Origin of the sequence: Isoalcanivorax pacificus W11-5 (assembly GCF_000299335.2) — a bacterium.
GTDB classification, from domain to species: Bacteria; Pseudomonadota; Gammaproteobacteria; order Pseudomonadales; family Alcanivoracaceae; genus Isoalcanivorax; species Isoalcanivorax pacificus.
In genome coordinates, this window is sequence record NZ_CP004387.1 from 3,977,143 (window position 1) to 4,003,351 (window position 26,209).

Consider the following 26,209-nt stretch of genomic DNA (forward strand, 5'->3'; position numbering starts at 1 on the left):
ATGAACAAGCGCTTCATCATCGTCATAGCTGCCTGCGTTGTCGTCTTCGGGGGCGTCTTCGCATTGCAGATGATGCTCCGCAAAGGCATGAACGACTTTTTCGACAACATGCCGATGCCCGCTGCCTCCGTTACCGCCGCCGAAGCACAATCCTTCACCTGGGAACGTGGCATCAGCGCCGTGGGCACAGCACGCGCCGTGAACGGCACCCAGCTGACCACCCAGGCCGCCGGCATCGTCACCGAGATCCGCTTTAACTCCGGTGACATGGTGAAGAAGGGTGACATTCTGCTGCGCCTGGACGACGCCACCGACCGCGCCGAACTGCAGGCGCTGCGCGCCGCCGCCGAACTGTCGCGGCTGGAGCTTGAACGCACCCGCCGCCTGCAGAACCAGGGCAGCGTCTCGAAAGCCGAACTGGACCGGGCACAGAGCCAGTACGACCAGGCCCAGGGCAGCCTGAATACGCAGGAGGCCCGCGTCGCACAGAAAACCATCCGCGCGCCGTTCGACGGCCAGCTGGGCATTCGCCAGGTGGACCTCGGTGAGTACGTGGCCGCCGGTGCGCCGGTGGTGAGCGTGCAGCAACTGTCGCCGATCTACATTGAGTTCAGCCTGCCGGAGCAGCGTCTGTCCGAGCTGGCGCTGGACCTGGAAGTGGACGTGACCGTGGACGCCTGGCCGGACGACACCTTCACCGGCAGCATCACCGCGATCGAGCCGGGCATCGACCGCAGCACCCGCAACTTCACCGCCCAGGCCACCCTGGCCAACGAAGACGGCAAGCTGCGCTCGGGCATGTTCGCCCGCGTCAACGTCGACCTCGGTGAAGCCGAAGAGGTGCTGGCCGTGCCGCAAACGGCGATCAGCTACAACCCCTACGGCAACGCTGTCTTCGTGATCGTCGAGAAACAGAACGACGCCGGCGAAACGCAACTGGTCGTGAACCGCCGCTTCGTCCGTACCGGCCGCACCCGGGGCGACTATGTCGCCATCGTGGAGGGCCTGGAAGAAGGCGACCGTATCGCCACATCCGGCCTGCTCAAGCTGAACAACAACGCGACGGTCACGATCAGCGAAGACGTGAATCTGGACCCGCAGCTTGAACCGACCCCTGACAATACCTGAACGGAGCCGGGACCGAATCCATGAAATTCACCGACTTGTTCGTCCAGAAACCTGTACTCGCCTGGGTGGTGAGCCTGTTCATTTTCCTGCTCGGCGTGCGCGCCGTGACGGAACTGAACGTGCGCCAGTACCCCGAGCTGCAGGACGCCGTGGTCACCGTGACCACCACTTACATCGGCGCCGACGCGGACCTGATCCAGGGCTTTATCACCACGCCACTGGAACGGGAAATTGCGACTGCCGAAGGCATCAACTACATCACCTCATCGAGCACCGGTGGCGTCTCGCTGATCCAGGCCTTCCTGCGCCTGGACGCGAACCAGAACGCGGCGCTCACGCAGATCGTCGCCAAAGTGAACAAGATGCGTGGCGAACTGCCGGCGGAAGCGGAAGACCCGGTGGTGGACATGACCGTGGGCGACACTACCGCCGCCATGTATCTGGCGTTCTACAGTGAAATCCTCGACAACAACCAGACCACCGACTATCTGGTGCGTGTGGTGGAACCGCTGCTGTCCACCGTGCCCGGCGTACAGCGCGCCGAGATTCTCGGTGCCCGCACCTTCGCCATGCGCATCTGGCTCGATCCGGCGCGCATGACGGCATTGGGTGTTACCGCCTCCGATGTGTATGGCGCGCTGCAATCCAACAACGTGCTGTCCGCCGTGGGGTCCACCAAAGGCTCACTGATCAGTATCGACCTGACCGCCGAAACCGACCTGCAATCAGTGGCGGAATTCGAAGAGCTCATCGTGCGCGAAAGCGACGGCGCCATCACGCGCCTGCGCGACGTGGCCAATGTGGAACTGGGTGCGGAGAGCTATGGCACCTCGGTCAGCTTCGGTGACCAGGCCGCCACCTTCATGGGCATCGAAGTGGCCCCGGATGCCAACTCGCTGGACGTGATCAAGGCGGTACGCGAAGTCTGGGACAACGACATCCTGCCGGAACTGCCGGAAGGCCTGTCGGCGGATATCCCGTACGACTCCACCGAGTACATTCAGGACTCCATCAACGAGGTGGTGAAAACCATCGTCGAAGCGCTGCTCATCGTGATCGTGGTGATCTTCCTGTTCCTCGGCTCGCTGCGCTCGGTGCTGGTGCCGATGATCGCGGTGCCGATCTCCATGGTCGGCGCCCTGTTCCTGATGCTGCTGATGGGCTTCTCCATCAACCTGCTGACCCTACTGGCGATGGTGCTGGCCATCGGCATCGTGGTGGACGATGCCATCATCGTGCTGGAGAACATCCACCGGCACGTGGAAGAAGGCATGGCGCCGTATGACGCTGCCATCAAGGGCGCCCGCGAACTGGCCTGGCCCGTGGTCGCGATGACCACCACGCTGGTGGCGGTGTACCTGCCGATCGGCTTTATCGGTGGCCTCACCGGCACCCTGTTCGTGGAGTTCGCCTTCACACTGGCCGGCTCGGTGCTGTTGTCCGGCATCGTGGCGCTGACACTGTCGCCGATGCTGTGTGCAAAACTGCTTAAACCGCACACTGAAAACAGCAATGACGGCCTGGCGCACTGGCTGGACACCAAGTTCGAAAGCCTGCGCCTGTCCTACCGCAACACGCTGCACGGTACCCTGAACACCAAATTCGTGGTGTTGATCTTCGGCACTGTCGCGCTGGTGTCCTGTTACTTCCTGTTTATCAACACTCCGGAAGAACTGGCGCCGGGCGAAGACCAGGGCTTCATTCTGGCGTTCTCGGAATCCGACCCCTACACCACGATGGAATACTTCGAGGCCAACACCGCGCTGCTGCGCGAAAAAGTCGAAGCGTTGCCGGAAATGGACAAGGTGTTCATGATCAATGGTATGAGCGCGGCCGGCGCCGGCACCGTGACCGACGGCATCACCGGCATGGTGCTCAAGACCTGGGAAGACCGCGACCGCAGCACACGCGCCGTACTGGAACAGAGCGTGCAACTGATCGCCCCGCAAATTCCCGGCCTTGAAATCGCCGCGTTCCAGCCACCACCACTGCCCTCCGGCGGGGGTGGTGGCTTCCCGGTGGAATTCGTCATCGGCACCACGCAGCCGATTTCCACCACCGGCGAGCTGATCGAGCAGATCGTGGGCAAGGCCTATGAAAGCCGCAAGTTCATCTTCCTGAAGACGGACCTGCGCCTGAACAAGCCACGCACCGAGATCGTCATCGACCGTGAAAAAGCGGCCGCGCTGGGCATCGACATGCGCTCCGTCGGGCAGGATCTGTCGGCCATGCTGGCCGGTGGCTATTCCAACCGCTTCTCGCTGGAAAACCGCTCCTACAAGGTCATCCCGCAGGTACAGCGCAGCGACCGTCTGAACACCGACCAGCTGCTGGACTACTACACCCGTACCCGCGACGGCAACCTGGTACCACTGTCGACCATCGCCACGCTGAAAGACACGGTGCAACCACAGGCCCTGAAGCGCTTCCAGCAGATGAACGCGGTGACCATCTCCGCAGTGCCGCGCCCGGGTGTATCACTGGGTGAAGCGCTGACCGTGCTCGAACAGGCCGCCGCTGAAGTATTGCCGGCGCAGGGCTACCGCCTCGATTACTCCGGCCAGTCGCGCCAGTTCAAGACGGAAGGCTCGCAACTGCTGATGACCTTCTTCTTTGCGATGGTGATCATCTATCTGGTGCTGTCCGCGCAGTTCGAATCCTGGCGGGATCCGCTGATCATGCTGGTGTCGGTGCCGATGTCGATCTGTGGCGCGCTGCTGTGCATGGCGATACTGAACATCGCCAGTTCGTTCGCGCAGTTCGGCGGGCTGCTCTGGCATACCGCAACCATGAACATCTACACCCAGGTGGGCTTGGTGACGCTGATCGGCGTGATTTCCAAGCACGGCATCCTGATCGTGGAGTTTGCCAACAAGCTGCAGGATCAGGGCCTGTCCAAGCGCGCCGCCATCGAGGAAGCGACCTCGATTCGTCTGCGTCCGGTGCTGATGACCACCGCTGCACTGGTACTGGCGATGATCCCGCTGCTGATCGCCGCCGGCCCTGGTGCCGGCGCCCGCTTCGCCATGGGCTTCGTGATCGCCACCGGCATGACACTGGGGACGCTGTTCACCCTGTTCGTGGTGCCGGCGATCTATCTTTATATCGGCCGTGATCACGGCAACACTGGTGAGTCGATGGAACACATCACCGCTCACTGACGACAAGGGATACCCCTTTGAGCCCCGCACCTGCGGGGCTTTTTTTTGGTTCATGGCGAATTAGCATGTTGGCTGGGTCGGACGTCGGACGTCTGACGTCTGACGCCAAAAGCGCTTGATTCCGATGCGGGCAGCACTGCCCGGCTGCTTTGTCGCCATCCGCGATGCTTGTGCTTGTCGCGTTCCCCGCTCATCGCCCCCGAAGAGAGAGAATTGCCCGACAGGCAGCACCACATCGTTATTGGCACAATTGTTTGCTTCGGGTTTAGCGTCAGACGTCAGACGTCCGTCGTCCAACCCAATACCCCTGATACCACTACTTTCCCGCTAATCCGCGATGAACCTTTTTTTGGCAGCGGCGAGCAGTGCATCGCAGGCACGTCGTTGCCGCTCGCAGTTCGAGGCTCGCCGCTTTTTTACGCACCTCCGCTGGCGGCCAGGCATCCGGAAAGCTACCCTGTGCAACATGTCCACGACCGTCGGAGAAACCAGATGAGCAGTAACCAGGAAATCGTGGCGCGCGACCTGAGCGTGCTCTGGCACCCCTGCACCCAGATGAAGGATCACGAGCATCTGCCGCTGATCCCGATCCGTCGTGGTGACGGTGTGTGGCTGGAAGACTTCGACGGCAACCGCTATATCGACGCGGTCAGTTCCTGGTGGGTGAACATCCTCGGCCACGGCAATCCTCGCATCAACCGCGCCGTGCACGAACAGCTCGACAAGCTCGAACATGTCATCCTGGCCGGCTTTACCCACGAGCCGGTGGTCGCCCTTTCCGAACAGCTCGTGGCCATGACACCGCCAGGCCTGGACCGCGTGTTCTATGCCGACAACGGTTCCTCCGGCATCGAAGTCGCCCTGAAGATGAGCTTCCACTACTGGCAGAACATGGGCCACACCCGCAAACAGCGGTTCGTCACCCTGGGCAACAGTTACCACGGCGAAACCCTGGCCGCCCTGGCGGTCGGCGATGTGGCGCTGTACAAGTCCACCTACAAACCCCTGTTGATGGATGTGTTCACTGCCCCAAGCCCCGACTGTTATCACCGCGCAGAAGGCGAGTCCTGGGAAGCCTACTGCCGCCGCCAGTTTGTCGAAATGAAAAAGATCCTCGCTGAGCACCACGAGGAAATCTGCGCGGTCATCGTCGAGCCACTGGTGCAGTGCGCCGGCAACATGCGCATGTATCACCCGGTGTACCTGAAACTGCTGCGTGAAGCCTGCGACAAGTACGGCGTGCACCTGATCGCCGATGAAATCGCCGTCGGCTTCGGCCGTACCGGCACGCTGTTTGCCTGCGAACAGGCCGGCATCACCCCCGATTTCCTGGCGCTCTCCAAAGCGCTGACCGGCGGTTACCTGCCCCTGTGCGCCGTGCTCACCCGCAACGAGATCTACCAGGCATTTTATGATGACTACAACACGATGCGCGCTTTCCTGCATTCACACAGCTTCACCGGCAATCCCCTGGCCTGCGCCGCCGCGCTCGCCACGCTCGAAATCTTCGAGACCGATAATCTGATCGAGCGCAACCGCGAACTGGCCGCGCACATGAGCCGCGCACTGGAACGCTTCAATGACCATCCGCACGTGGCCGAAGTGCGCCAGACCGGCATGATCGCCGCCGTGGAAATGGTGAAAGACAAGCGCACCCGCGAACCCTACGACTGGCAGGAACGTCGCGGCCTGCGCGTCTATCAGCACGCGCTCAAGCATCAGGCGCTGCTGCGCCCACTGGGCAACGTCACCTATTTCATGCCGCCCTATGTGATTACACCGGAGCAGATTGACCATCTGGCCGATGTGGCCTGGGAAGGCATCAACCTGGCCACCAAGGATTAACGCCCATGCGCCGCTTCTTTGATCCGCAGCCGTTCAGCCAGGGCCAGCAGACTGTGTTGGGCGAGGATGCCAGCCACCATATTGCGCGCGTGCTGCGCATGCAGGTCGGCGAACGCCTGCAGGTGTTCAATGGCCAGGGCGGCGCCTGGGAAGCAGAAATCACCGCTATCAGCAAGAAAGCGGTGACTGTCCTGACGCAGGGTTTTGATGCAGAGGATCGCACTGCACCATTGCCGGTGACCGTCGCGCTGCCGATGATCAAGGGCGAGCGCATGGACTACGCCCTGCAAAAAGCCACCGAGCTGGGCGCGCACCGTTTCCAGTTACTGACCACCGAACGCACGGACGTGCGGCTCGACGGCGACCGGCAGGACAAGAAATTGCGCCACTGGCAGCAGGTGGTGGTCAGCGCCTGTGAGCAGTGCGGCATGAATCGGGTGCCGACCGTGCACGCCCCCCTGCCGCTGACGGCCTGGCTACCGACTGCCGACACGACGCTGAAGCTGATTGCGCATCCCGGTGAAGCCCCTCTGGCAGACACGACGTTACGCCAAGCCGACAGCATGGTGCTGCTGACCGGCCCGGAAGGCGGCTTCTCCGACGCCGAGTTGTACAGCGCCGCCGATCACGGCTTTGTGGCATTTGCCCTGGGAAATCGTGTACTGCGCGCAGAAACCGCTCCAGTGGCGTTGCTGGCCGCGCTCTGGGCAAAGCTTTAGTACCGTTTTCCCCTGATAACAGAAAACCCGCCAAGCGGCGGGTTTTCTGTCTCAATGCCAGGCTGCGTCAGTCAGCCAGAAACAGCGCACAGGACGCGTTCGCTGCATCGCGATTATCGTCCATCACTGCCCAGGCCGAAGGCACTGTCGGCAGCACATCGAAGCTCCAGTCCTCCAGCTCGTCAGTCATGTCGAACCGCAGCGTGTTCATGTCCGACGGGTCCACGGTGACCTGGGTCCAGTCGAGTTGCAGCACGCGTGAGTCGGTATAACCCGGCAGCAACTGCATGTTCAGCAGAATGGAGTTGTCGTTGATGCGGCGCCAGTCACCAGAAACATACAGCGGCTGTTTGAAACGCTGCTCGCTGTCCGGCACGCCCGCTTCTTCGTAGCGCACACAGGCCTGCAGCCGGCCGGCAGTGATGGCCGATGCCTCACCGGCGGACAACAGCAATTGCAGGCGGCCTTCGCCCTTGGCCGGATCGGAGTAATGGATATCCAGCACCTTGCCCTGCAGGAAATCCATCGTGGCATCAAAGAAGGCAGCGTCCAGCAACAGGGCGTCAAAGTCCCCGGCATCCCAGTTGGTCCAGTCGCGGCTTTCATCCAGCAGGAACTGACGCAGTGTGTCCACGTTCAGGTGCTGGCCGTTCTCGGTGGCGTCTGCGATCAACGCCTCCATGCCATCCAGCAGGCTGTTGAATTCCGTTTCGCTGAAGCTGTCGTTCAGGCTGCTGTTGGTCAGCAGTGTTTCGATAAAATCGAGCAACGCGGACGAGACCTGGTTTTCAAGTTGCGGATCGGCCTCTGGTTCCAGGAACGAGTAAGCCTCATAACTGGCAAGCACCAATTGAGAGCGGATGTCTGGCGAGCTGTAATCCAGCCCACCGTTGATCAGGCCCGCATTCACGGCCGCCTGGACATACTGCTGCGCCCAGTCGGACACTTGGCCGGGCACCGCCTGGTCAACCGGCTGCAAGCCCAGGGCACGCGTCATGATGGCGGCGAGTTGTTCCATCGTTACGTCGCCGGGTGGCGTGAAGGTGCCCCCGTTGATGTCTTCAAAGCTGGCCCCCAGGCCGGCAATGTACCCGAACTGCCACTCGCTTGATGAAATATCGGCAAACGGACTCTGTGAAGGGGGTTCCTGATCCAGGCCCAGCAGACGCTGCATGACGCTGGCCAGTTGCGCACGTGTCATGCCCTCATCAAGTGCAGCACTGCCGTCGTCCATCCCCTCAAAAATGCCCGCCTCGACCAGCGCATCGAACTTCTCCTGCGCCGACAGGTTGTCCGAGGCGTAGGGCACCGCGCTGCGGGCGGCGAAACCGACCGGCGTGGTGATGTATTTTTGATAAAAGGCATCAATGATGCTGTACAGGATATCGAGCCCGTCCTGGCTGTCGGCCGCCGCCGACACCGCTGCCTTCGCCGCGTTCAGGTCCAGATCCTGGCCACGCAGCTGGTCTACCTGCACATGGTAACGGTAGACCTTTTCATTCTGCTGGCCCGTCACCAGGTTGACGCCGCCAAAGTAGAAAAGCGTGACGTCATCCGGCAGGTTGGACAGCGACGGCAAGCGCAGACAATGCTGACGCAGGGTCAGGTCCTGGCTTTTGCAGTAGTTGGTATGCGTGACCGGGTTATAGCCGAAAAAGCCCTGGCTGTCGGTGTAACCGATCGGCTCGTCCTCGTCGTGGCTGGACGAGTCATTCAGGTCCACGAAAATTGTGGCGTTCGCCAGCCCGCCCGCCAGCGTGACGCGGCCTTCCGTGCCAGTCACCGGCGCATTGCCGCCGTCCTGGCTACTGTCACCACCGCAGGCCACCAGCATGGCACTGACCATCGGCACCAGTGCCCATTTCTTGTATGCAGTCATACGTCCCCCAATTCGTTCCTTGTTCAGGACAGCACGCTTTTATGATGCCCTGACAGTTTCCAGACTCAACGCTGTGTGTATGCCGGACATCTGTTGTGCCCGGCGCCCATCTCAGAAACGGGATTGCCAACCCAGGCTGACCGCTGCGGTACGCGGCAACTTGTCACCATCGATTTCGGTGTCTTCCAGCCCCATCAGCACGTCAAAGGTCAGGCGGTTGAACCAGGTCAGCCCGACACTGACACTGGAAAGCTGACTGCCTTTCTGGTTGGTGTGATAGCCCGCACGGACGCCCGGCAGCCAGATTTTCGGTGACTGGTACGCGGTCATCAGCGACAGCATCTGTTGCAGATCGCCGGTGGGCGTATTCACATCGGTCAGGTCATAGCTGAAGCCGACCATGCCACGACCGTTGTTGAAGCTGTAACTGCCATCCACAGTGGCCTGGCTGGCCATCACCCATTTCTCGCTGGCGGAAATACGGCCATTCTGTGCAAAGTAATCTGCAGCCATGCAGTTGGCGTACTCCTGCGATCCGCCCGGCAGCGACGCACAGTTCTGGCCCACGGCGCCGTAATCGAACTCTGGCTCGTTAATGTTCTTCAGCGTCAGGCCGGCACTCCAGTTGTTGATCCGGTAAATGGCGCCAAGATCAATACTGATGTTGGTGCTTTTCTTTTCATTGGTGTCGTACTGGTCGGAGATAATGTCGCCAATATCATCATCGTCCGGGTTGGTGGCGGCCGCTTTCAGGTTGATCACCTGCTTGCTGAAAGCACCGTTGATAATGTTCAGCCGCGCCCCGCCCACCAGGGATTGACCCTCGTCCTTCCACAGCTCTTTCGCCCAGCCCACACCCACTTGTGCAAAGGTGGCTGACTTCAGGTACAGGGAGGAGCGGGTTCTCAGTTCCTGATTGACGGCGTCGTAGACGACAGCATCGTCCAGCACGCTGGCTTTCACTTCTGCGTCAGCTTCGATGGAGACACTGAACGTGCCCAGAGAAGTACGAAAGGCAATCGGCGTCAGTGGCGCCTGCAGACCGGTGTTGATCCGTGCGTAGCCATCACGCCCCATCTGCACCAGCACATCGTTCATTTCGTTGGCGAGTGTAATGCCCTCGGCAACACCGATGTCGTCACGCTCCAGATCGTCGAGAATATCATCCAGGCGATCCAGGAAGTTGTCGACCTCACCCATCTCGTAACCGACGCTGATGCTGCCGGCCACTCCCATGCGGAAGCGGTCTTCCTCAGGCATCACATAGAAGCCCTGGGCAGGATTGTTGGACAGACTGTGCAGGTTGACGCCATGGCCGCTGTAACCGTAGGTCACGTTCGGACCTTTACCCGCCGCCCCCGGCAAGGCAGCAGCAGAAACTGAAGCCGTGGCAATAGCCACCGCCACGAGTGACCGTGTGAACATGAATACCCCCAAGATGAAACAACCCCAATAAAGTGGGCCGAGTATAAACGAGAGGAAAATCACACAACAACCGGAAACCGCCGGGCGTCATGGCGACAAACTGCCCCCTTTTCAGGGGACAGACGGTCTGCGGATAAAGCGGATGTTCGGGGCATGCCCGATCGGGACTGGGTCGGTATACGTTCTTTCGCCCGATGTCTTCACCGCACCGTATCGGGCCTTTGCATTTCTAGTGCTGCGCTATGCCGTCGAAGCAGTGCTCCATCTCTGATGAATGACGGGACGCCAACATTCTGTTGGCCATACAGGAAGAAAACCGTTCGATCATGGCTTCGGCGCCAGCCTGGCCTGCTATCTCGCCCTGCCCGGCCTTGGCGGCAACAATACAGTCATGCGTGTAACCGCGCCCTTCCTCATTGCACGCCTGGCGAGAAAGGTTAGCGCATGCCAGAAATGCCGGCTCGGCACAGAATATCTCGCTGCCCTGCCGGTACAGTTCAAGCTCGGCCAGCTCAGGATAGACAGCCTCTTTCATGGCTGACATCGACACGCAGCCGGACACTGTCATGCACAGCCCACACCACCACAACCGCATTTATATCACCCTCTGACATGTTTCCGGACCGTTCCGTTTTTCAGGACTGATCCGGTTCGGCAGCGCAGGCCAGGATGCAGCAGACCGGGCTCTGGTTTCTCGGAAAACTGAACACTTCCTTGTGCTGCCCGGGATACAGGCGGTGGCGAACCGTGTCTTTCCTGAGCTGCCCGTCGTACACCCAGCGCCGCTCGATGGTCACCCCGACGTAAGTGTCGGCCGAATTGGTCAGGTAGTACCATGCGTACTTGGCATTCCCTTCTTCCGACACCTTTACCTTGCGGTCACAACCCGACAGTTCACACCGCAGGTTTTCGTCAACCACACCCTTCTCAGGGCCTGACAGCACAATGTGATCGGCAGGCGGTGCCGCCAGTTCCGTGCCGGCATCATTAAGCGCAAATATTTTTCCCGCCAGCCAGGGAGCCTTCAGGTCGATCCGCTCATCGGTCATTGCCTTCTCCTTGATATCCTTATCAACACCGCCTTGCTGGCCGGCGCATCAGACTTTCACGCTCGACACCCCGGCGTACCGTTCAAACATCTCCACGTTCAGGGTGGCCATAAGTGTTCTGTTCTGGAGGGACTGGTTCCGGAAGATACCCACCAGCACCGTCGCAGGCGCATGCACGTAGCGCGTCTCAAATTCCCAGCCGATGGTTATCGTCTCGCCCGACGGGTAGAAGCCAACAGGGACAAAAATGCCTTGATCTGACGGTATCGGAGACGGCGGCGGCAGGCTGACACTCACACCATTGATGACCACATTCATGAAATCCATCTCGACACTGGCCGCTGGTCGCTTCCCGAGAAACAGTGAGACATGCGTCAAGCCAAGCTCGCCGGCCTGGAGGAAATCATCCTCTGACTGGTGAGAGTCAGCCTCCCCTTCGCGCACCACAGCCGCCGCCGGCAATGCCAGCCCTGCAACAAATGCCAGAAACGCCTGCCGGTCAGCCGCCTCCATTTCATATGAGCGGCGCGTGCCGGCAAGATCGATATGGAGAAAAGTCCTGCCGCCGGTTTCACCGGATGAGATGACACAACGCACATTGAAGGAAGGCCATTTTACCCAGCACTGGATCTGGTCCCGGCTCTCCAACACGGTCATTTTTATCAGTGCGGAGGTTTCCGGCGGCCATTCAAGCTCGCCCTCCTGGCGCAGTTCGTTAATGGACACCCGGATCAACCCGGTACGTCCCTGTTCGTCTTTCGCCATTACGCTGAAAGTCTTCATCCCCCTTCCTCCCTCTTCCTTGTGGATGGCACAACCCCTGCCCTGCATGGTGATCAGGGAGGGCAAATACCGACGATAGCCGCCTTTTTTCTGACCTATGCCAGGACAGAAGTTTTTTATCCTTATGGCCTGGAAACGTCACCTCATGACGCAGACCCCGGCATCACGGGCAAGCGCCCGTGCTCGCTTACCGGATCATTCTTTTCAGGGTGTCATCCTTGTCGAACAGATGGTGCCAGAGGGCACCCAGAATATGCAGTGCGACCAGCGCCACCAGTATCGGCGCCGCCACATGCGTATGCATTTCATAAATGATCCCGGCCAGCTTTTCGTTTTCCGCCAGCACCACCGGAATCTCGAACCAGCCGAACACGCTTACCGGCTTCTGTGCGAATTGCGACATCAGCAAACCGGCAATAGGCATGCCGATGATCAGCAGGATCATGCCCCAGTGCGTCAGTGCAGCCAGCCGCGTCTGCCACAGGGCGCCGTAGGGATGGGGGCGGCCCAGCCAGGGCTTGAGGAGGACCCAGGCCAGCATGACCAGCATCGCGGTCAGGCCCAGGCTGCGGTGGGCCACCATCCACCAGGCCTTGGCATCGCTGCCCCTGGGTTGGGCTTCGGCCATGTTCACGGCGACGATGATCGCCACCACCAGCAGGAACAGGCTCCAGTGAAAGAGTTTGTTGAGGGCACCCCAGCGGGTGTCGGTGCTGCGCAGTGTCATTGTTGTTCTCCCCTGTCGATCCGTGTCAGGGCAGCTCGTCCACCTTCAATGTGCCATTGCGACGGCGAGCGTCCCGCAAATACGGTACCACATCAGCACGATAAAACTGGCGCTTGCGGCCATGGCTGTGGCGCAGGCGTTTGTAAACCCAGTGGTACTGGTCCGGGTAGCGGCTGATCAGTGTGGCCAGGCCGTCGTTCATCGCGGCCAGGCAGGTGTGTTCGTCAGCGCTGTGAATCGCCTCCGGTGCCGGCTCGATGTAGACCTCGATATCGTTCGGGCCGTTGCGGCGATGACAGCCGACGTAGAAAACGTGCGGGTGGTAGCGGCTGATCAGCTTGTGGGGCAGGTTGGAGGTGCGCACCGGGTGGCCAAAGAACGGCACCCAGGGGTTATTGCTGCCGTGCGGCGTGTGATCCACCAGGATCGCCACGGCCTCGTTGCGGCCCATGGCGGCGATGGCCGCCTTGATGCCGCGTGCATCCGCCGGCACCAGTGTGCTGCCGGTGCCCTCGCGCGCCCGGGTGACCACGTCGTTGAACGCGTCGCTGGCGCTGGTCTGGTAAAACACTGTCATCGGACCTTCCGGGCCGAGCAGCAGGTTGGGAATTTCCCAGCTTGACTGGTGCAGGGTCAGCAGCAGCACCGGGCGATCACTGGCATAGGCGTCGCGCAGTGCCTCCATGCCTTTGACAGCGTGCACACGGCGCAGGGTTTCCGCCGGCGGGCGCGTCCAGACGTGGGTGAATTCCGCCAGCGTGCGGCCGGTTTCGGTCAGGGCGCGGCGGGCACGGCGGGCGGCATCGCGGTAGCTGAGCTCCGGGTAGCAGAGCAGGATATTCACCAGTGCCACGCGGTAGGCACCGGCCATGCTCAGCGGCAGCCAGGAAATCAGCCAGGCGCCGAAGGCGCCGAAACGGGTGACAAACCCCAGCGGCAGGCGGCCGAACAGTCGCAGGGCATTCAGCATCCATTGTTGCTGGCGGGCGTTGTTGTTGTCGTCGGACATGGTTTCTCAGGTACGGGTATCGCGGGCGGCTATTGTCTCGCCATGTTGCAGCACAAGGAAGTCCGCCGGGTCGAGCGCGCGCGTCTCCAGCGCCGCACGCAACTGGAGCGGTGGTTCGTCCATGGGCTCGTCGGTGAGCACAAAGGTGCCCCAGTGCATGGCCACGGAGCGCCGTGCTTTCACATCCAGGTGTATCTGCACCGCCTCTTCGGGGTTCACGTGCACCGGCTGCATGAACCAGCGCGGTGCGTAGGCGCCGATGGGCAGCAGCGCCAGATCGACACCGCCGAACACGTCACCGATATCGCTGAAGCAACTGCCATAGCCGGTGTCGCCGGCAAAGTAGAGCCGGAAGCCATCGATATCGATGATCCAGCCACCCCACAGCGAACGGTTACGGTCGGTGCCGGTGCGGCCGCTGAAATGCTGTGCGGGCACGAAGAAGGCTTCGCCGCAGCCGTGTGGCGCGCTTTGCCACCAGCCCAGTTCGACCAGGTTGTGGATACCGCGCTTGCGGAACCAGTCACCCACCCCTTCGGGCACGTACCAGGTAATCTGTTCGCCGAAACGGCCATGCAGGGCGCGCACACTGTGCAGGTCCAGATGATCGTAATGGTTGTGCGAGATCAGCACCTTGTGGATCGGTGGCAACTGGTCGACGGTCAGGGCCGGCGGTGTGTAGCGCTTTGGGCCGGCCCATTGCACCGGGCTGACGCGCTCTGAAAACACCGGGTCGGTGAGCAGGTTCGTGTCGCCGTGACGAAACAGGAAGGTGGCATGGCCGATCCAGGTCAGGCGCGGCTCTTCTGCCTTGCCATGCAGCAGGTCGTCGGGCGGGGGCTGCACCGGGAAACGCTGGCCGCCGGGGAAACGCCCACGGCTTTCGCGCTGCCAGCGCAGGAAATCCCGCAGGCCATGACCCGGAATGCGGTCCAGATTGTAGAAGCGGCCTTTATGCAGGGTCTGTCGCAGCGCCAGTTGCGCCAGCCGCTGTCGGTCAACCCCGTGCATGCAGACCTGCCACGGCCTGTTCGATAGCGTCCAGGTCCGGGATCACTGCCAGGTCGCCGCCAAGCTGAATGTACATGGCCTCTGCCGGACCGGTTTCCACCGGCTCTTCCACCAGATCGTTGCCGTTGACTTTGACCTGGCGCGGAATGCCCTGCACCACCACGGCATAGAAGCCGAGCTTGCCGGTGACGCTGTTAAGCACGGCAATACGCGCCTCTTCGCCGATGATCACCTGGCCGGACTCATTCAGGCGCTCAAAGGACAGCAGTGGCAGGTCCACATCACGCCAGTTCAGCCAGCCAAGCAGCCATTCGGAGCCATGCCCCGGGCGATCCGGCTGGCGCAGCGCAATCACCTCTGCCACCAGGATATTCGGCAGCAGCCAGGGGCGCCCCTGCATCGGGATCAGCAAGCTGGTGATCTCTGTGGGCAATTCGGCCATGTCGATTCCTGCCTTCGGGTGTCTTGTGGGTTATCCGGCGCTGGCGGCGCTGCGCAGTTCGCGGCGCACACGCTCCACCAGTTGCCTGGCCAGCACGTCCGGTGCGCCATTGAAGGTCACGCAGCCGGTGTCACGCACGGCGTCCGGCTGGCTGCTGACTGCACAGCTTTCTGCGCTCTGTGCCCACACCGGCGCGCCGCGGGCGGCCATCTGTGGTGCAGCGATGCTGCCATCGTTGCCCATGCCGGAGAACAGTACCGCGCCAGCGCGCGGGCCGAAACTCAGGCTCGCATTCTGGATCGCCTGGTCAATGGACGGCGCGTAAGGGCCGTCCCAGGGCTTGCCCATCGAGCAGACGCGGCCGGTGCCGGTGAAAGTGACCGCGTACTCCACCGGCGCGATCAGTACCGTACCATGGCGCAGGGCACTGCCGTCATGCCCCACCTGACAGGTGAAGCCGTTGTCGCGGCAAAGCACTTTGGCCAGGGTGTCGAGAAAGCCGCCGTCGATATGCTGGGCCAGAAAAAACGCGACCGGCAACTCCGGTGGCAGGCAGTCCAGAAACAGTTTCACCGCCGCCGGGCCACCCAGCGAGGCGCCCAGCACCCAGACCCGGTCCGGCGCATCGCCCTGCGGCAGGGCATGGAATTCCTGCGGTGCCTGCACCGCCTCGCCCCGGGCGCGCACATTATCGGGGGCCAGGGTGGCCAGTTCCTCGCGAATGCGCGGCTTGCCCACATAGTCCAGCAGCTTGGCCAGCAGGCGCCGCTCCCAGCGCGGGTACTCCGGCGCAATCTTTGCCGGCGCCTGGTTGTCGCAGAACAGGATCGGCACGGCCGCCTGTTCCAGCAGGGTGTCGAGGAAGACCTGCCAGCGATCCTCGTGCGTCAGGTCCACCACCCACAGGTCCGGCTTGCGCGCCAGCCAGTCGGGCTCCAGGTTGCCGGGGTCGGTGGCCAGCACCACGTCGTAACCGTGCCCGCGCACCGCCGAGGAGAGCAGATGGCACTGCAGACTGGTGTCCGCAATGATGCCGATACGCGGATTGGCCGGCGTCATGATGTGCCTGCGGTATCCCGCGTCTGCGCCAGCAGTTCATTGATGGTGGCCAGCAGTTCGTTTTCCTGGAACGGCTTGCCCATGTAGGCGTTGACGCCGATATCGAAGGCGCGGTCGCGGTGTTTTTCGCCCGTGCGCGAGGTGATCATGATGATCGGCACGTCCTGCAGGCGCGCATCGTGGCGCACGTGCATGGCCACCTCGAAACCGTCCATGCGCGGCATCTCGATGTCCAGCAGCATCAGGTCCGGCCGGTGCTCTTCAAGCGTGGCGATGGCGTCCATGCCGTCCTTCGCGGTGATGACTTCGAAGCCGTTACGCTCCAGCAGGCGCGTGGTCACTTTGCGCACCGTCACCGAGTCATCGGTGACCATCACCACCGGCACGCGGGCGGCGCGCTCGCGCTCGGCCTGCTGGCGACGCTCGTACTGCTCCAGCTGCACGGCACGGCGTTCTTCCACGGCCTGGTGCTGACGCTGCATGTGCGCCGCACGGATCAGCGAGTGAATATCCAGAATGATCACCACCGAACCATCACCAAGAATGGTGGCGCCGCTGATGCCGGCCACGGTGGCCAGCTGCGGGCCAACGGATTTCACCACCACTTCGCGCGAGCCGACCAGGCCATCCACCAGCACCGCCACGGTATGTTCGGACGAGCGGATCAGCAGCACCGGCAGCGGCATGATCTGGTTTTCCAGGTGCGGTTTGATCACGCCGTGGACGAAGTTGCCCAGGTACTCGAAATCGTATTGCTGGCCGGCGTAGGTAAACGGTGTGGTGTCCGCATCGAAGTAGGCCTCCAGTTCGTACGGACTGATACGCACGATCCCTTCGATCTGGTTCAGCGGAATGGCGTAATTGTCTTCACCGACACGCACCATCAGCGCGCGGTTCATGGCCAGGGTGAACGGCAGCCGGATCACGAAACGCGTGCCCTGGCCCTTGCGTGAGTCGATGGTGACCGAGCCACCCATCTGCTTGATCTCGGAGGCGACCACATCCATGCCCACGCCACGGCCGGAGATCTGCGTGACTTTCGCCGCCGTGGAGAAGCCGGCGTTGAAGATGAACTGCTGCACTTCCTGATCACTGAGTTGCGCGGCGTCGTCGATCAGGCCGCGCTCGATGGCCTTGCGGCGCACGGCGTCGGTATCGATACCCTTGCCATCATCCGACAGCACCAGCACCACTTCGCCACCCTCACGGCCCAGCTCCAGCGTGACGCGACCCGTGTCGTCCTTGCCCGACGCGCTGCGCGCGGCGGGGTCTTCGATACCGTGGTCCACGGCGTTACGCAGCATGTGCTCCAGCGGCGCCACGACCCGCTCCAGCAGGGTACGATCCAGTTCGCCTTCCGGGTTGATCACATCGAACTCAACGCGCTTGCCGATTTCGCCGGACACCTGCCGCACGACGCGGCGCAATCGCGGCACCAGCCGGGCAAAGGGCACCATGCGCGTGCGCATGAGTTTTTCCTGCAGCTCGGTGTTGATGCGCGCCTGTTGCAGCAGCAGCGTTTCCGTGTCCTTGGTGCGGTCCAGCAGGGTGGATTTCAGGTCGAGCAAGTCAGACGCGGATTCCGACAACTGCTTGGTGATCTGGTGCAGTTCGGAATACTGGTCCATTTCCAGCGGGTCGAAATCCTCGGCGTACTGGCCGGTCTCCACCCCCTGCTTGTAATTGGACATGATCTGCGCTTCGGTTTCCGCATCCAGGCGACGCAGTTGCTCGTAGAGACGTTCTACCGTGTTGCCCATCTCTTCCACGTGCGCGGAAAACTCGGAAATACCCTGTTCCACCCGGCCACGGTTGATACTGGTTTCACCGGCGAGGTTCACCAGCGTTTCCAGCAGCTCGGACGCCACCCGCACCATTTCCTGCGGTTGCTGCTGGCGCTTGAGACGTTCTTCGCGGCGCAGGCGCGCGTCCATCACCGGGGCCGGTTCGGCCATGGCGGTGCCAGGCGCTTCCGTCACCACCGGTTCCGGCAGGGCTGAACGGATCGGCGGTTTCGGCACGGCGGCGCGAATCGCCTCCATCAAGGTGGTAATGCGTTCCTGCCAGCGGTGCAGCGAGGCAAACCATGCCTCACCCGGCAACTGGTGACGCGGAATATTTTCCAGCAAGTGCTGCTCAAACTCGTGACTGGCATCGCCCAGCGCTTTCAGGCCCGCCAGCCGTGCACCGCCTTTCAGGGTATGCAGCGCGCGCTTGATCTCGTCCGGGTGGGTGCTGCTGCCCGGTGTCTCGCGCCAGGCGCCGATATGTTCGTCAATCAGTTCGCACAGCTCGCCGGATTCCTCGATAAAGATCTGCAGGATTTCCACATCGGCGTCGGCGGCGATCAGGTCTTCGGTAGCGACAGGCTGGCCGTCGATTTCCACGGGTGCCGGTGCTGCCGGCGTAGCCGGTACACGCGGCACCGCGTCGCCCTGTTGCGGCAGGCTGAAGCCGGCCGGGTCGGCAATATAGTCGTGAATGGCCGCGATCAACTCCGGTGCTGGCGTGCCAGCGCGGCCGGCGCGCACCGCCTCGACCATATCGGCCAGCCGGTCGTGGCAGCGATGCAGCAGTTCGAACAGCACCGGCTCGGCTTTCAGGCTGCCCTGTGCCAGCCCTTCGTAGAGATTTTCCAGCTCATGGCCCAGGTCACCCAGTTCGGCGATTTCTGCCATGCGCGCGCCACCCTTGAGGGTGTGCAGGTCACGCTGCAGGGACTGTACTTCGATCAGGTTGTCCGGCGCCGCCATCCAGGCGTCCAGGCGCGCGGCGACGGATTCGAGAATTTCGTCGGCTTCTTCCAGGAAAATTTCCACCAGCTCGCTGTCGCGCTGTACCAGCGGCGCAGCTTCCTCAGTGGCGGGTTCGGCGGACAATGCGGCGGCATGTTCGAGCGTGGCCGGTGCGGCAGCGGGTGGTGCCGGCGATATCGCCTCGTCCGGCATGGCGGCATCGCCGGTGGCCATGTAACGGCGAATGGCCTCGATCAGGTCCGGTGCCGTCCACAGTGTGTCGCTACGGCCCAGCGCGTCGACCATGTCACTCAGGCGGTCGTGGCACCGGTGCAGCAACGCGAACAACGCAGGGCTGGCTTGCAGGCGTTCCTGTGTGGCGCCTTCGTAGAGGTTTTCCAGCTCGTGGGCCAGTTCGCCGATGGCGCCGATACCCGCCATGCCGGCACCGCCTTTCAGCGTGTGCAGCTCGCGTTGCAGCACCGTCACGGCGGTGAGGTCACCGCCCTGCTCCCAGGCGTCCAGGCTTTCGGACACCGATTCCAGAATTTCGCCGGCCTCTTCCAGAAACAGGGCCACCAGCTCCGGGTCCGCGTCCCGGCCACCGTCGTCTGCAAGCGGCGCGGTGTCGGCGTCTGTGACATCGGGTGCGGCGGGCACCGGCCAGTCAGCCACCGTGTCAGCCACCGGACGGCCGTCATCGGGCGGCTCGGGTTTGTCTTCCAGCAGATCGCGCAGCGCCTGTACCAGTTCCGGTGTCGGGCGCACGGTCTGGCCGGCAGCCAGGAAGTCCATCATTGTCATCAGCGCTTCGTGCGCCTGCTGGGCCAGCTCGACAAAATGATCATCGCAGTGCAGGCGCTGTTCGATGATGGCGGTGTAGCCATCGGCCAGTACGTTGGCAAGCGCACTGATTTCCAGCAGGCCGGCGGTCTCGGCGCTGCCGCCGAGCAACGTCAGTTCGTCGCGCAGCGGTATCAGCGTGGCCGGGTTCTGATCACCCGCCACCCATTGTTCCAGCAGGTGATCGGCATCGACGATCAGATCCATGCCCTCGGACAGGAACACGGACAGGATGTGCTGGTCACCCCGGTCGGCGACATGGCTGAGCGCCTCGTGTGCCATGGCGATACGTGCCAGCAAGGGCTCGGTGCCCGCCAGTGGCGGCATCATCGGGTGCGGCGCCTGGAAACCGCCGCTGATCACCGCGACCACGTCTTCCAGCAGGGCAATCACATCGCGATTGGCCAACGCGTTGTTGTTGATCATGTCCTTGACGAATTTTTCCGCCGGCTCGGCAACGCGGGCCACGGCTTCGATCTCCGCCATGCGGGCGCTGCCCTTGAGGGTATGCAGGGCGCGATGCACGCTGTCGTCGAGCGGGTGTTCGGAAATGTCGTCGTCGAGCTGGTGCAGCCAGTCACGGATCAGTGCCAGGTTGGACTCGCCTTCGTTGCGGAAAATATCCAGCAACACCGGGTCGGTGGCGTCTGTCGCGGCGCCGCTGTCGAACGCGCTGGCCTCGAAGCTGATTTCCTCGACGTCATCGACGTCCAGATGCCAGGAGGTGTCTTCATCGGCGCCCGCGTCCGGCTCGGGCACGTCAAACGCGATGTCCTCGATATCCGGCTCGCTCTCCAACGGCGCCGGCGCCGCGTGTTCTTCCGGCAACGTCAGCGTCAGTTCTTCCACCGCGTCATCATCGTCACTGGCCGCCACGCTGCTTTCCGCGACCGGCTGGGCACCACCCACGGACGGGACCACGCTCAGGCTGTCGCCGCGCGCCAGGGCATCGGCGGCATCACGCAGTGGTGTCACGTCGTAGGGGTCGTCCTGGCCATTGGCGAAGGCGTTGACCAGTTCCGGGATCAGGCCGTGCACAGTGCGCACCAGCTCGATCAGTGTCGGCGTGGCGACAATGCTGTTGTCGATCACGCGGTTCATCATGTTCTCGATCGACCAGGCCAGCTCACCGACCGTACCGGCGCCGACCATGCGGCCGGAACCTTTCAGGGTGTGGAAAGCGCGGCGGAATTCCACCAGTGCTTCCTGGTCGTGCTGGTTCATCGCCCAGCGCGGGAAATAGGTGTTCAGTGCATCCAGCACTTCGCCAGCTTCTTCAACGAAGATTTCGATGATCTCGTCGTCGATCAGGTTGTCATCGTCACGGGCACCGGCTGCGGGTGCCGTGGTCAGCGGTGGCAGTTCTTCGTCATCTTCGCTGACTTCAAAACCTTCACCGCCCAGTGCATCCAGCGCCTCGATGGTGTCGCTGTGGGCGTCGTCATCGAGTGCAAATTCCAGCTCCGGTGCCGGCGCATCAGCGACGCGCGGCGCTGTCCCGGTGGCGTCGGCGGGCACGGCATCGACCGTGATGTCTTCTACCTCGACTTCATCATCAGGTTCACCGAACTCGGCATCCTCCAGCGCAAACCCGAGCGCCGCCACACTGTCGCGGGCCAGTTCGAGGATGTCGTCACTGGTGTCCGGGTCATCGCTGAGGCGCTCAAGGTAGTACTCGACACTGGTGATCGCATCCGCCAGCGTGTCCATGCTGCGCCAGTCCGGCTGCACGGCATCGTCGCCAATCAGGCGCTGGCTGATGTAGGCCACGCACTGGCGCAACACCAGCGCCGGACGGTTGAGCTGGATCACCTGCAGCCCGCCGCGCACGGCATCCAGGCGCGCCGGCACTTTGGCCAGATGGCTCTGGTCCCATTGGGAGGCGATGAATTCGACGATACCGTCCTTGGCTTCTTCCAGCCCGGCGCGGCATTCGCGTATCACGGCTTCGCGCGCCTTGCCGACGTGATCCGGCACCTGATTGATCTGCCCGGTACGCGCACGGCGTTCGCCGGACACACCGGCCAGCGTGGCTTCCACATACAGCAGCGCGCCGGCCACTTCCATCAGTGTTTCGGCCTCAACCGGCGCCTCGCCTGCCGCCATCGCCTCGATGACCTGAAGCTGTTCTTCCAGCAGCCGGCGTGGCTGGCCCAGGCCCAGTACGGCGACGGTATCGGCCACCTGCTTCAGTGTCACACCCTGTTCGCGCAGCGCCGCCGGGGCAGCACTGTTCTGCTGGGCGAACACTTCCAGCGCGCTTTTCACTTTGGTCAGTTCTTCCGACAGCGCCTGCACTACGGAGCCCATCGCCGCCTGGTCCGGGCCGCTCATGCGCGCCCGTTCTTCGTTGACCAGTTCTTCAGAGGGCAATGCTTCGTCCAGACGGAAGCGCTCGCGCACCTGCCGGATGCGCGGCGTGTCGGCGCTGCTCTTGGCCACGTAATAAAGCAGGTTTTTCAACAGATCGCGCGGTGGTGGCTCGGCCAGTAACGCGGCGCCGTCAGCAGCCACATCGCGCAGTACGCGATCCAGATGCCCGAGCACTTGTTTCACCGAGGTGCCGATATCCAGTGCGCCAGCGGTGAGCGCTTCTACCAGGGCGCCAGCGGCCTGCCACAATGGCAAGCGCGCGGCCTGGCCGCTGATCTGTTCCAGCCGGTTGAACACTTTTGCCATGTAGGCCAGGTTTTGCGGCATGTCCTGCCCACGCAGCACACCCAGCAGCGCCACCTGGTACATCTGGCGAATCTTGCGTGCAAGCTGCGGAAAATTCGGATCACTGGCCGCCGGTGCGATGGCGCCGGTGCCGGCGCTGCCGCCTTCGAGATCGGGCTTGAACAGGGAGGTTTCGGAGAGCAGCGTGTCGCCACGCGCGGCGCGCAGGTCATTCAGCAGCGGCAGCAATACCAGTGGCAGGTCACGCCGACTGGACTGGATGCGCTCCAGATACGGCGGCAGTTGCAGGATCGCGCGCATGAGCGTTTCCTGCGCATCGCGCACCTGTGTCGCGCCGACGCGGTTCTCCAGCAGCGCCTGCGCCAGTTTCTCCATTTCTTCGGCGAGCAGTGCCGCGCCGTAGAACTCGACCATCTGCAGGGTGCCGTACACCTGGTGCAGATAGGTCTGGCAGAAACGCATGCGCGAAGAGTCCTCCGGGTTTTCCACGAAGGCTTCCAGGGCCTGCTGGGCCTGGTTCAGGGTCTCCTGGATTTCTCCCTTGACCCAGTCCAGTGCCAGATAGTCGTGCCGCTCCGCCATGAACGCTCCTGCGAAAATTCTGCGTTTTCTGCCGTGTGTTGTGCGTTATTTGCAGCGCCGGAAAGCCAGCGCGTCGGCAAAATGTACCCGTTCCAGATCCGGGTGGTGCCAGTCCGTGATCTCGCCTGCCCCCAACACCAGAATGCCGCCCGGCGCCAGGCGTTCCGCCAGCCGCGTGACGATCTGCCGTTTCCGCCAGCGACGGAAATAGATCAACATGTTCTGGCAAAAGATGATGTCCATGTCGCGGATCGGCGCCTGCTGCAGGTCCAGCACATTCAGCCGGGCAAAGCAGATGCGATCACGCAGGGTGGAGACCACCTGGTATTCACGTTCGTTGAGCTTTTCGAAATAGCGCTCGCGCAGTTGCGGATCGATACGCTCGACCTTGCGTGCGCTGTATACGCCTTTGCGCGCCTTGCCCAGTGTCGGCAGGCTGATGTCGGTGGCGGTAATGCCGTAGTAATCGGATGACTTGCGCGCCTGGAACTGCTCACTGATCAGCATCGCCAGCGAGTAGGGTTCTTCGCCGGTGGAACAGCCGACGCTCCATACATCCAGCGACGACTTCGGCGGACGCTCATCGATAAAGCGCTGCACGAATTCTTCCACCAGCGCAAACGAGCCCGGATGGCGAAAGAAACTGGTCTCCTGCACAGTGAGGCGATCCACCAGCACCGACCATTCCATCGCCTTGGCCTGGGTGGAACCGGCCACCAGTTGCTCGTAATAGCGCTCGTAATCTTCCAGGCCCAGCTCGCGCATGCGCACGGACAGGCTGCTCTCCAGAAACACCTTGCGTTCCGGGCTCAGTGTCATGCCGGTGCGTTCTTCAAGCAGCGCTTGCCAGAGCTCGAAATGTTCCGAACTCATGCTGGGCGTTGTACGAATCGACCAACTGTCTGTCACTGCATAGCTCGGTATCATGGCCCCGTCTCCGGAACCGGCAAAACGGCCCGCTGTTGCGGGCCGCTACCGGTATCAGCCGTGTTCGGGCAGGCGGAAACCTGCCACTGAGTTACGCATCGCCTGCGCCATTTCCGCCAGGTTACCAATCGAGCGCGCGGTCGCGGTGGTACCGGCCGAGGTCTGCGAGGTAATTTCCTGAATAACGTTCATGGTGTTGGAGATGTGGCCGGCGGACGCTGCCTGCTGGCGCGCCGCGTTGGAAATGTTCTGGATCAGGTCGGCAAGGTTTTTCGATACCGACTCGATTTCTTCCAGTGCCACACCCGCATCCTGCGCCAGGCGCGCCCCTTTCACCACCTCGGCGGTGGTGTGCTCCATCGAGATCACCGCCTCGTTGGTATCGGTCTGAATGGTTTTTACCAGCGTTTCAATCTGCTTGGTGGCGGCGGCGGAACGTTCCGCGAGGCGCTGTACCTCGTCCGCTACCACCGCGAAGCCCCGGCCAGCCTCACCGGCCATGGACGCCTGGATCGCCGCGTTCAACGCCAGGATGTTGGTCTGGTCGGCGATGTCGTTGATCAGCGATACGATGTCGCCAATCTCCTGGGAGGATTCACCCAGCCGCTTGATCCGCTTCGAGGTTTCCTGAATCTGCTCGCGAATGGTGTCCATGCCGTGGATGGTCGCCTGTACCACTTCGGCGCCCTTGTTGGCGATGGCTACCGCCCGTTCCGCCACCGCGGCAGACTCGGCGGCGTTGGCGGATACCTGGTCAATGGAGACCGCCATTTCGTTCACCGCCGCTGAAGCGCCGGCGATTTCCTGCGCCTGATGCTCGGACGCCTCGGCCAGGTGCATCGCGGTGGACTGTGTTTCCTGGGCTGCAGAGGCCACCTGCACGGCGGTCTGGTTAATGGTCTGTACCAGCGAGCGGAGCTGGTCGATGGAGTAGTTGATGGAATCCGCGATGGCGCCGGTGAAGTCTTCGGTTACCGTCGCCTGTACCGTCAGGTCACCGTCAGCGAGGTCGCCCAGTTCGTCGAGCAGACGCAGAATCGCGGCCTGGTTACGCTGGTTCTCCGCTTCCAGTTCTTCACGCTGGCTGCGGCCCTCTCTGGCGCGCAGGAACAGCAGGATACCGACCATCACCAGGGCGGCGAGTGAAAAGCCCAGGCCCATCGGCACGGACGGGAACACGCCGGCGGTGGAATCCTCGAACTCGTCGTTGAGCGCGGTGGCTTCGGACAGCAGGTCCTGGGTGCGCAGGAAGATGGAATCCGCCGCCGCACGCACCTGGAACAGCTCCGGTGCCGTTTCCAGAATCTCGTCCACGGACTGGTTGACGAACTCGTCGAACAGGTCGGCAATTTCGGCCAGATAGTCCAGCGCATCCGGATCAGTCACCTGCTCGATGCCGAGCGAGGTGTCGCCCTCGATCATGCCGTTGAGCACCCGGGCGAACATCGCCGCGTCACGGCCGAAGGCGTCCGCGGCCACCACCGAACCGTCACCGCCTTCCAGCACCCGGGCAATGGAGCGCACGATCCGCTCCGCCAGCCAGGATTGCCGCTGGGCGTAAGCCACCTGGTCGCTGCCGGAGCCGTTGCTGATCAGGATCTCCACCACGCCTTCGTATTCAGCCTGCAGGGCGGGGATGGTCTGGGCCAGGGTGTCGGCCACGTCATGCAGGTCGAGCACGGTGTCTTCGCCGTTGAGAATCTGCGACGCATTGCGGCTTACATCACGCCAGGTGCGGTCGAGTTTCTCGATCAGGGCCGGGTCGGCGCTGTCGACATCCTTCACCTGGTCCCAGGCGTTCTGGAAGTCATCACGGGCCGCCGACAGCAGCGCGAATGCCTCGGCGTTACCGGCGGCGGCTTCCAGCGCACTTTTCGCGATCTGCTGTGACACCACACGCATCTCGGAAGCGGTGGTCACATATGCCTTCGACTGGCCGGCCTGGACCGCCAGCAGTACGAAGGTGAAGATCGCCGCCACCACTGCTGCTGCCGCGCCGAATGACAGAAACAGGCTCAGCGGGCTGGCACCGGCGCCACCGCGCAGCTTGGCAATCAGTTCTCCCGAATTGAACTTCATATCTTTGGCTCCCGGCCTGGCTTTTCGCTCGTTGTCTTGTGTTGCGCTACGGCGCTGGCGCGCCTTGCAAACCGCGTACCTGCCTGATCGGAAAACATCCGGTCCCCACCGGAAACGCGACCGCCCG

General features: G+C 62.4%; 17 protein-coding genes. 4 read left to right on the forward strand and 13 right to left on the reverse strand.

All coding sequences use genetic code 11. The annotated features are described in order from the left end of the window. From S7S_RS17925 to S7S_RS17940, 4 genes are all read left to right on the forward strand, one after another. The gene (locus S7S_RS17925; protein ID WP_008734675.1) at positions 1-1,128 is read left to right on the forward strand and encodes an efflux RND transporter periplasmic adaptor subunit; all 1,128 of its coding nucleotides are present in this window, start codon (positions 1-3) and stop codon (positions 1,126-1,128) included. A gap of 20 nt (positions 1,129-1,148) precedes the next feature. Beyond that, entirely contained in the window at positions 1,149-4,289 is a 3,141-nt protein-coding gene (locus S7S_RS17930; protein WP_008734673.1) for an efflux RND transporter permease subunit, read from the forward strand. A 492-nt stretch (positions 4,290-4,781) separates the two neighbouring features. Then, positions 4,782-6,134 (forward strand): adenosylmethionine--8-amino-7-oxononanoate transaminase, encoded by a 1,353-nt coding sequence (locus S7S_RS17935; RefSeq protein WP_008734671.1) that lies wholly within the window; start codon positions 4,782-4,784, stop codon positions 6,132-6,134. Between the two features lie 5 nt (positions 6,135-6,139). Further along, positions 6,140-6,853, forward strand: a complete 714-nt coding sequence (locus S7S_RS17940; RefSeq protein WP_041026034.1) for a 16S rRNA (uracil(1498)-N(3))-methyltransferase — start codon at positions 6,140-6,142, stop codon at positions 6,851-6,853. Between the two features lie 67 nt (positions 6,854-6,920). Here the strand turns inward: S7S_RS17940 and S7S_RS18995 are convergent, their stop codons facing one another. The 13 genes from S7S_RS18995 to S7S_RS18005 all read right to left on the reverse strand — a co-directional run bounded on the left by S7S_RS18995 (position 6,921) and on the right by S7S_RS18005 (position 26,082). Continuing rightward, a complete protein-coding gene (locus S7S_RS18995; protein ID WP_008734668.1) occupies positions 6,921-8,732 on the reverse strand; it encodes an S-layer homology domain-containing protein in 1,812 nt (603 codons plus the stop codon). 111 nt (positions 8,733-8,843) lie between these two features. Beyond that, on the reverse strand, positions 8,844-10,157 hold the full coding sequence (traF, locus tag S7S_RS17950; RefSeq protein WP_082027771.1) for a conjugal transfer protein TraF: 1,314 nt from the start codon (positions 10,155-10,157) through the stop codon (positions 8,844-8,846). Positions 10,158-10,386: 229 nt separating this feature from the next. Then, positions 10,387-10,692 carry a hypothetical protein gene (locus S7S_RS17955; RefSeq protein ID WP_008734666.1) on the reverse strand — a complete coding sequence of 102 codons (306 nt, stop codon included), beginning with the start codon at positions 10,690-10,692 and terminating at the stop codon, positions 10,387-10,389. Between the two features lie 100 nt (positions 10,693-10,792). After that, positions 10,793-11,206: a hypothetical protein gene (locus tag S7S_RS17960; RefSeq protein WP_008734665.1), complete on the reverse strand. Its 414-nt coding sequence runs from the start codon at positions 11,204-11,206 to the stop codon at positions 10,793-10,795. A gap of 48 nt (positions 11,207-11,254) precedes the next feature. Next, entirely contained in the window at positions 11,255-11,989 is a 735-nt protein-coding gene (locus tag S7S_RS17965) for a hypothetical protein (protein WP_008734663.1), read from the reverse strand. Between the two features lie 187 nt (positions 11,990-12,176). Next, positions 12,177-12,716: a cytochrome b gene (locus S7S_RS17970; protein ID WP_008734662.1), complete on the reverse strand. Its 540-nt coding sequence runs from the start codon at positions 12,714-12,716 to the stop codon at positions 12,177-12,179. Positions 12,717-12,741: 25 nt separating this feature from the next. Beyond that, a complete protein-coding gene (locus tag S7S_RS17975) occupies positions 12,742-13,725 on the reverse strand; it encodes a lysophospholipid acyltransferase family protein (RefSeq protein ID WP_008734660.1) in 984 nt (327 codons plus the stop codon). 6 nt (positions 13,726-13,731) lie between these two features. Beyond that, a complete protein-coding gene (locus tag S7S_RS17980) occupies positions 13,732-14,736 on the reverse strand; it encodes an MBL fold metallo-hydrolase (RefSeq protein ID WP_008734658.1) in 1,005 nt (334 codons plus the stop codon). Then, complete coding sequence (locus S7S_RS17985) at positions 14,723-15,178, reverse strand: chemotaxis protein CheW (RefSeq protein ID WP_008734656.1); 456 nt, start codon at positions 15,176-15,178, stop codon at positions 14,723-14,725. The genes S7S_RS17980 and S7S_RS17985 overlap by 14 nt, the downstream gene beginning before the upstream one ends. Before the next feature lie 30 nt (positions 15,179-15,208). Then, positions 15,209-16,237 carry a chemotaxis protein CheB gene (locus tag S7S_RS17990; protein WP_008734655.1) on the reverse strand — a complete coding sequence of 343 codons (1,029 nt, stop codon included), beginning with the start codon at positions 16,235-16,237 and terminating at the stop codon, positions 15,209-15,211. Further along, on the reverse strand, positions 16,234-23,076 hold the full coding sequence (locus S7S_RS17995; protein WP_008734654.1) for an Hpt domain-containing protein: 6,843 nt from the start codon (positions 23,074-23,076) through the stop codon (positions 16,234-16,236). Before S7S_RS17995 ends, S7S_RS17990 begins: the two co-directional genes overlap by 4 nt. Before the next feature lie 45 nt (positions 23,077-23,121). Beyond that, complete coding sequence (locus tag S7S_RS18000; RefSeq protein ID WP_008734653.1) at positions 23,122-24,003, reverse strand: CheR family methyltransferase; 882 nt, start codon at positions 24,001-24,003, stop codon at positions 23,122-23,124. A gap of 54 nt (positions 24,004-24,057) precedes the next feature. Further along, positions 24,058-26,082: a methyl-accepting chemotaxis protein gene (locus S7S_RS18005; RefSeq protein WP_008734649.1), complete on the reverse strand. Its 2,025-nt coding sequence runs from the start codon at positions 26,080-26,082 to the stop codon at positions 24,058-24,060. Between the last annotated feature and the right edge of the window lie 127 nt (positions 26,083-26,209).

What these genes read in the sequence shown, in the direction of transcription:
- S7S_RS17925 (WP_008734675.1), top strand. Translation starts at nt 1, where the DNA reads ATGAACAAGCGCTTCATCATCGTCATAGCTGCCTGCGTTGTCGTCTTC.
- S7S_RS17930 (WP_008734673.1), top strand. Translation starts at nt 1,149, where the DNA reads ATGAAATTCACCGACTTGTTCGTCCAGAAACCTGTACTCGCCTGGGTG.
- S7S_RS17935 (WP_008734671.1), top strand. Translation starts at nt 4,782, where the DNA reads ATGAGCAGTAACCAGGAAATCGTGGCGCGCGACCTGAGCGTGCTCTGG.
- S7S_RS17940 (WP_041026034.1), top strand. Translation starts at nt 6,140, where the DNA reads ATGCGCCGCTTCTTTGATCCGCAGCCGTTCAGCCAGGGCCAGCAGACT.
- S7S_RS18995 (WP_008734668.1), bottom strand. Translation starts at nt 8,732, where the DNA reads ATGACTGCATACAAGAAATGGGCACTGGTGCCGATGGTCAGTGCCATG.
- traF (WP_082027771.1), bottom strand. Translation starts at nt 10,157, where the DNA reads ATGTTCACACGGTCACTCGTGGCGGTGGCTATTGCCACGGCTTCAGTT.
- S7S_RS17955 (WP_008734666.1), bottom strand. Translation starts at nt 10,692, where the DNA reads ATGAAAGAGGCTGTCTATCCTGAGCTGGCCGAGCTTGAACTGTACCGG.
- S7S_RS17960 (WP_008734665.1), bottom strand. Translation starts at nt 11,206, where the DNA reads ATGACCGATGAGCGGATCGACCTGAAGGCTCCCTGGCTGGCGGGAAAA.
- S7S_RS17965 (WP_008734663.1), bottom strand. Translation starts at nt 11,989, where the DNA reads ATGAAGACTTTCAGCGTAATGGCGAAAGACGAACAGGGACGTACCGGG.
- S7S_RS17970 (WP_008734662.1), bottom strand. Translation starts at nt 12,716, where the DNA reads ATGACACTGCGCAGCACCGACACCCGCTGGGGTGCCCTCAACAAACTC.
- S7S_RS17975 (WP_008734660.1), bottom strand. Translation starts at nt 13,725, where the DNA reads ATGTCCGACGACAACAACAACGCCCGCCAGCAACAATGGATGCTGAAT.
- S7S_RS17980 (WP_008734658.1), bottom strand. Translation starts at nt 14,736, where the DNA reads ATGCACGGGGTTGACCGACAGCGGCTGGCGCAACTGGCGCTGCGACAG.
- S7S_RS17985 (WP_008734656.1), bottom strand. Translation starts at nt 15,178, where the DNA reads ATGGCCGAATTGCCCACAGAGATCACCAGCTTGCTGATCCCGATGCAG.
- S7S_RS17990 (WP_008734655.1), bottom strand. Translation starts at nt 16,237, where the DNA reads ATGACGCCGGCCAATCCGCGTATCGGCATCATTGCGGACACCAGTCTG.
- S7S_RS17995 (WP_008734654.1), bottom strand. Translation starts at nt 23,076, where the DNA reads ATGGCGGAGCGGCACGACTATCTGGCACTGGACTGGGTCAAGGGAGAA.
- S7S_RS18000 (WP_008734653.1), bottom strand. Translation starts at nt 24,003, where the DNA reads ATGATACCGAGCTATGCAGTGACAGACAGTTGGTCGATTCGTACAACG.
- S7S_RS18005 (WP_008734649.1), bottom strand. Translation starts at nt 26,082, where the DNA reads ATGAAGTTCAATTCGGGAGAACTGATTGCCAAGCTGCGCGGTGGCGCC.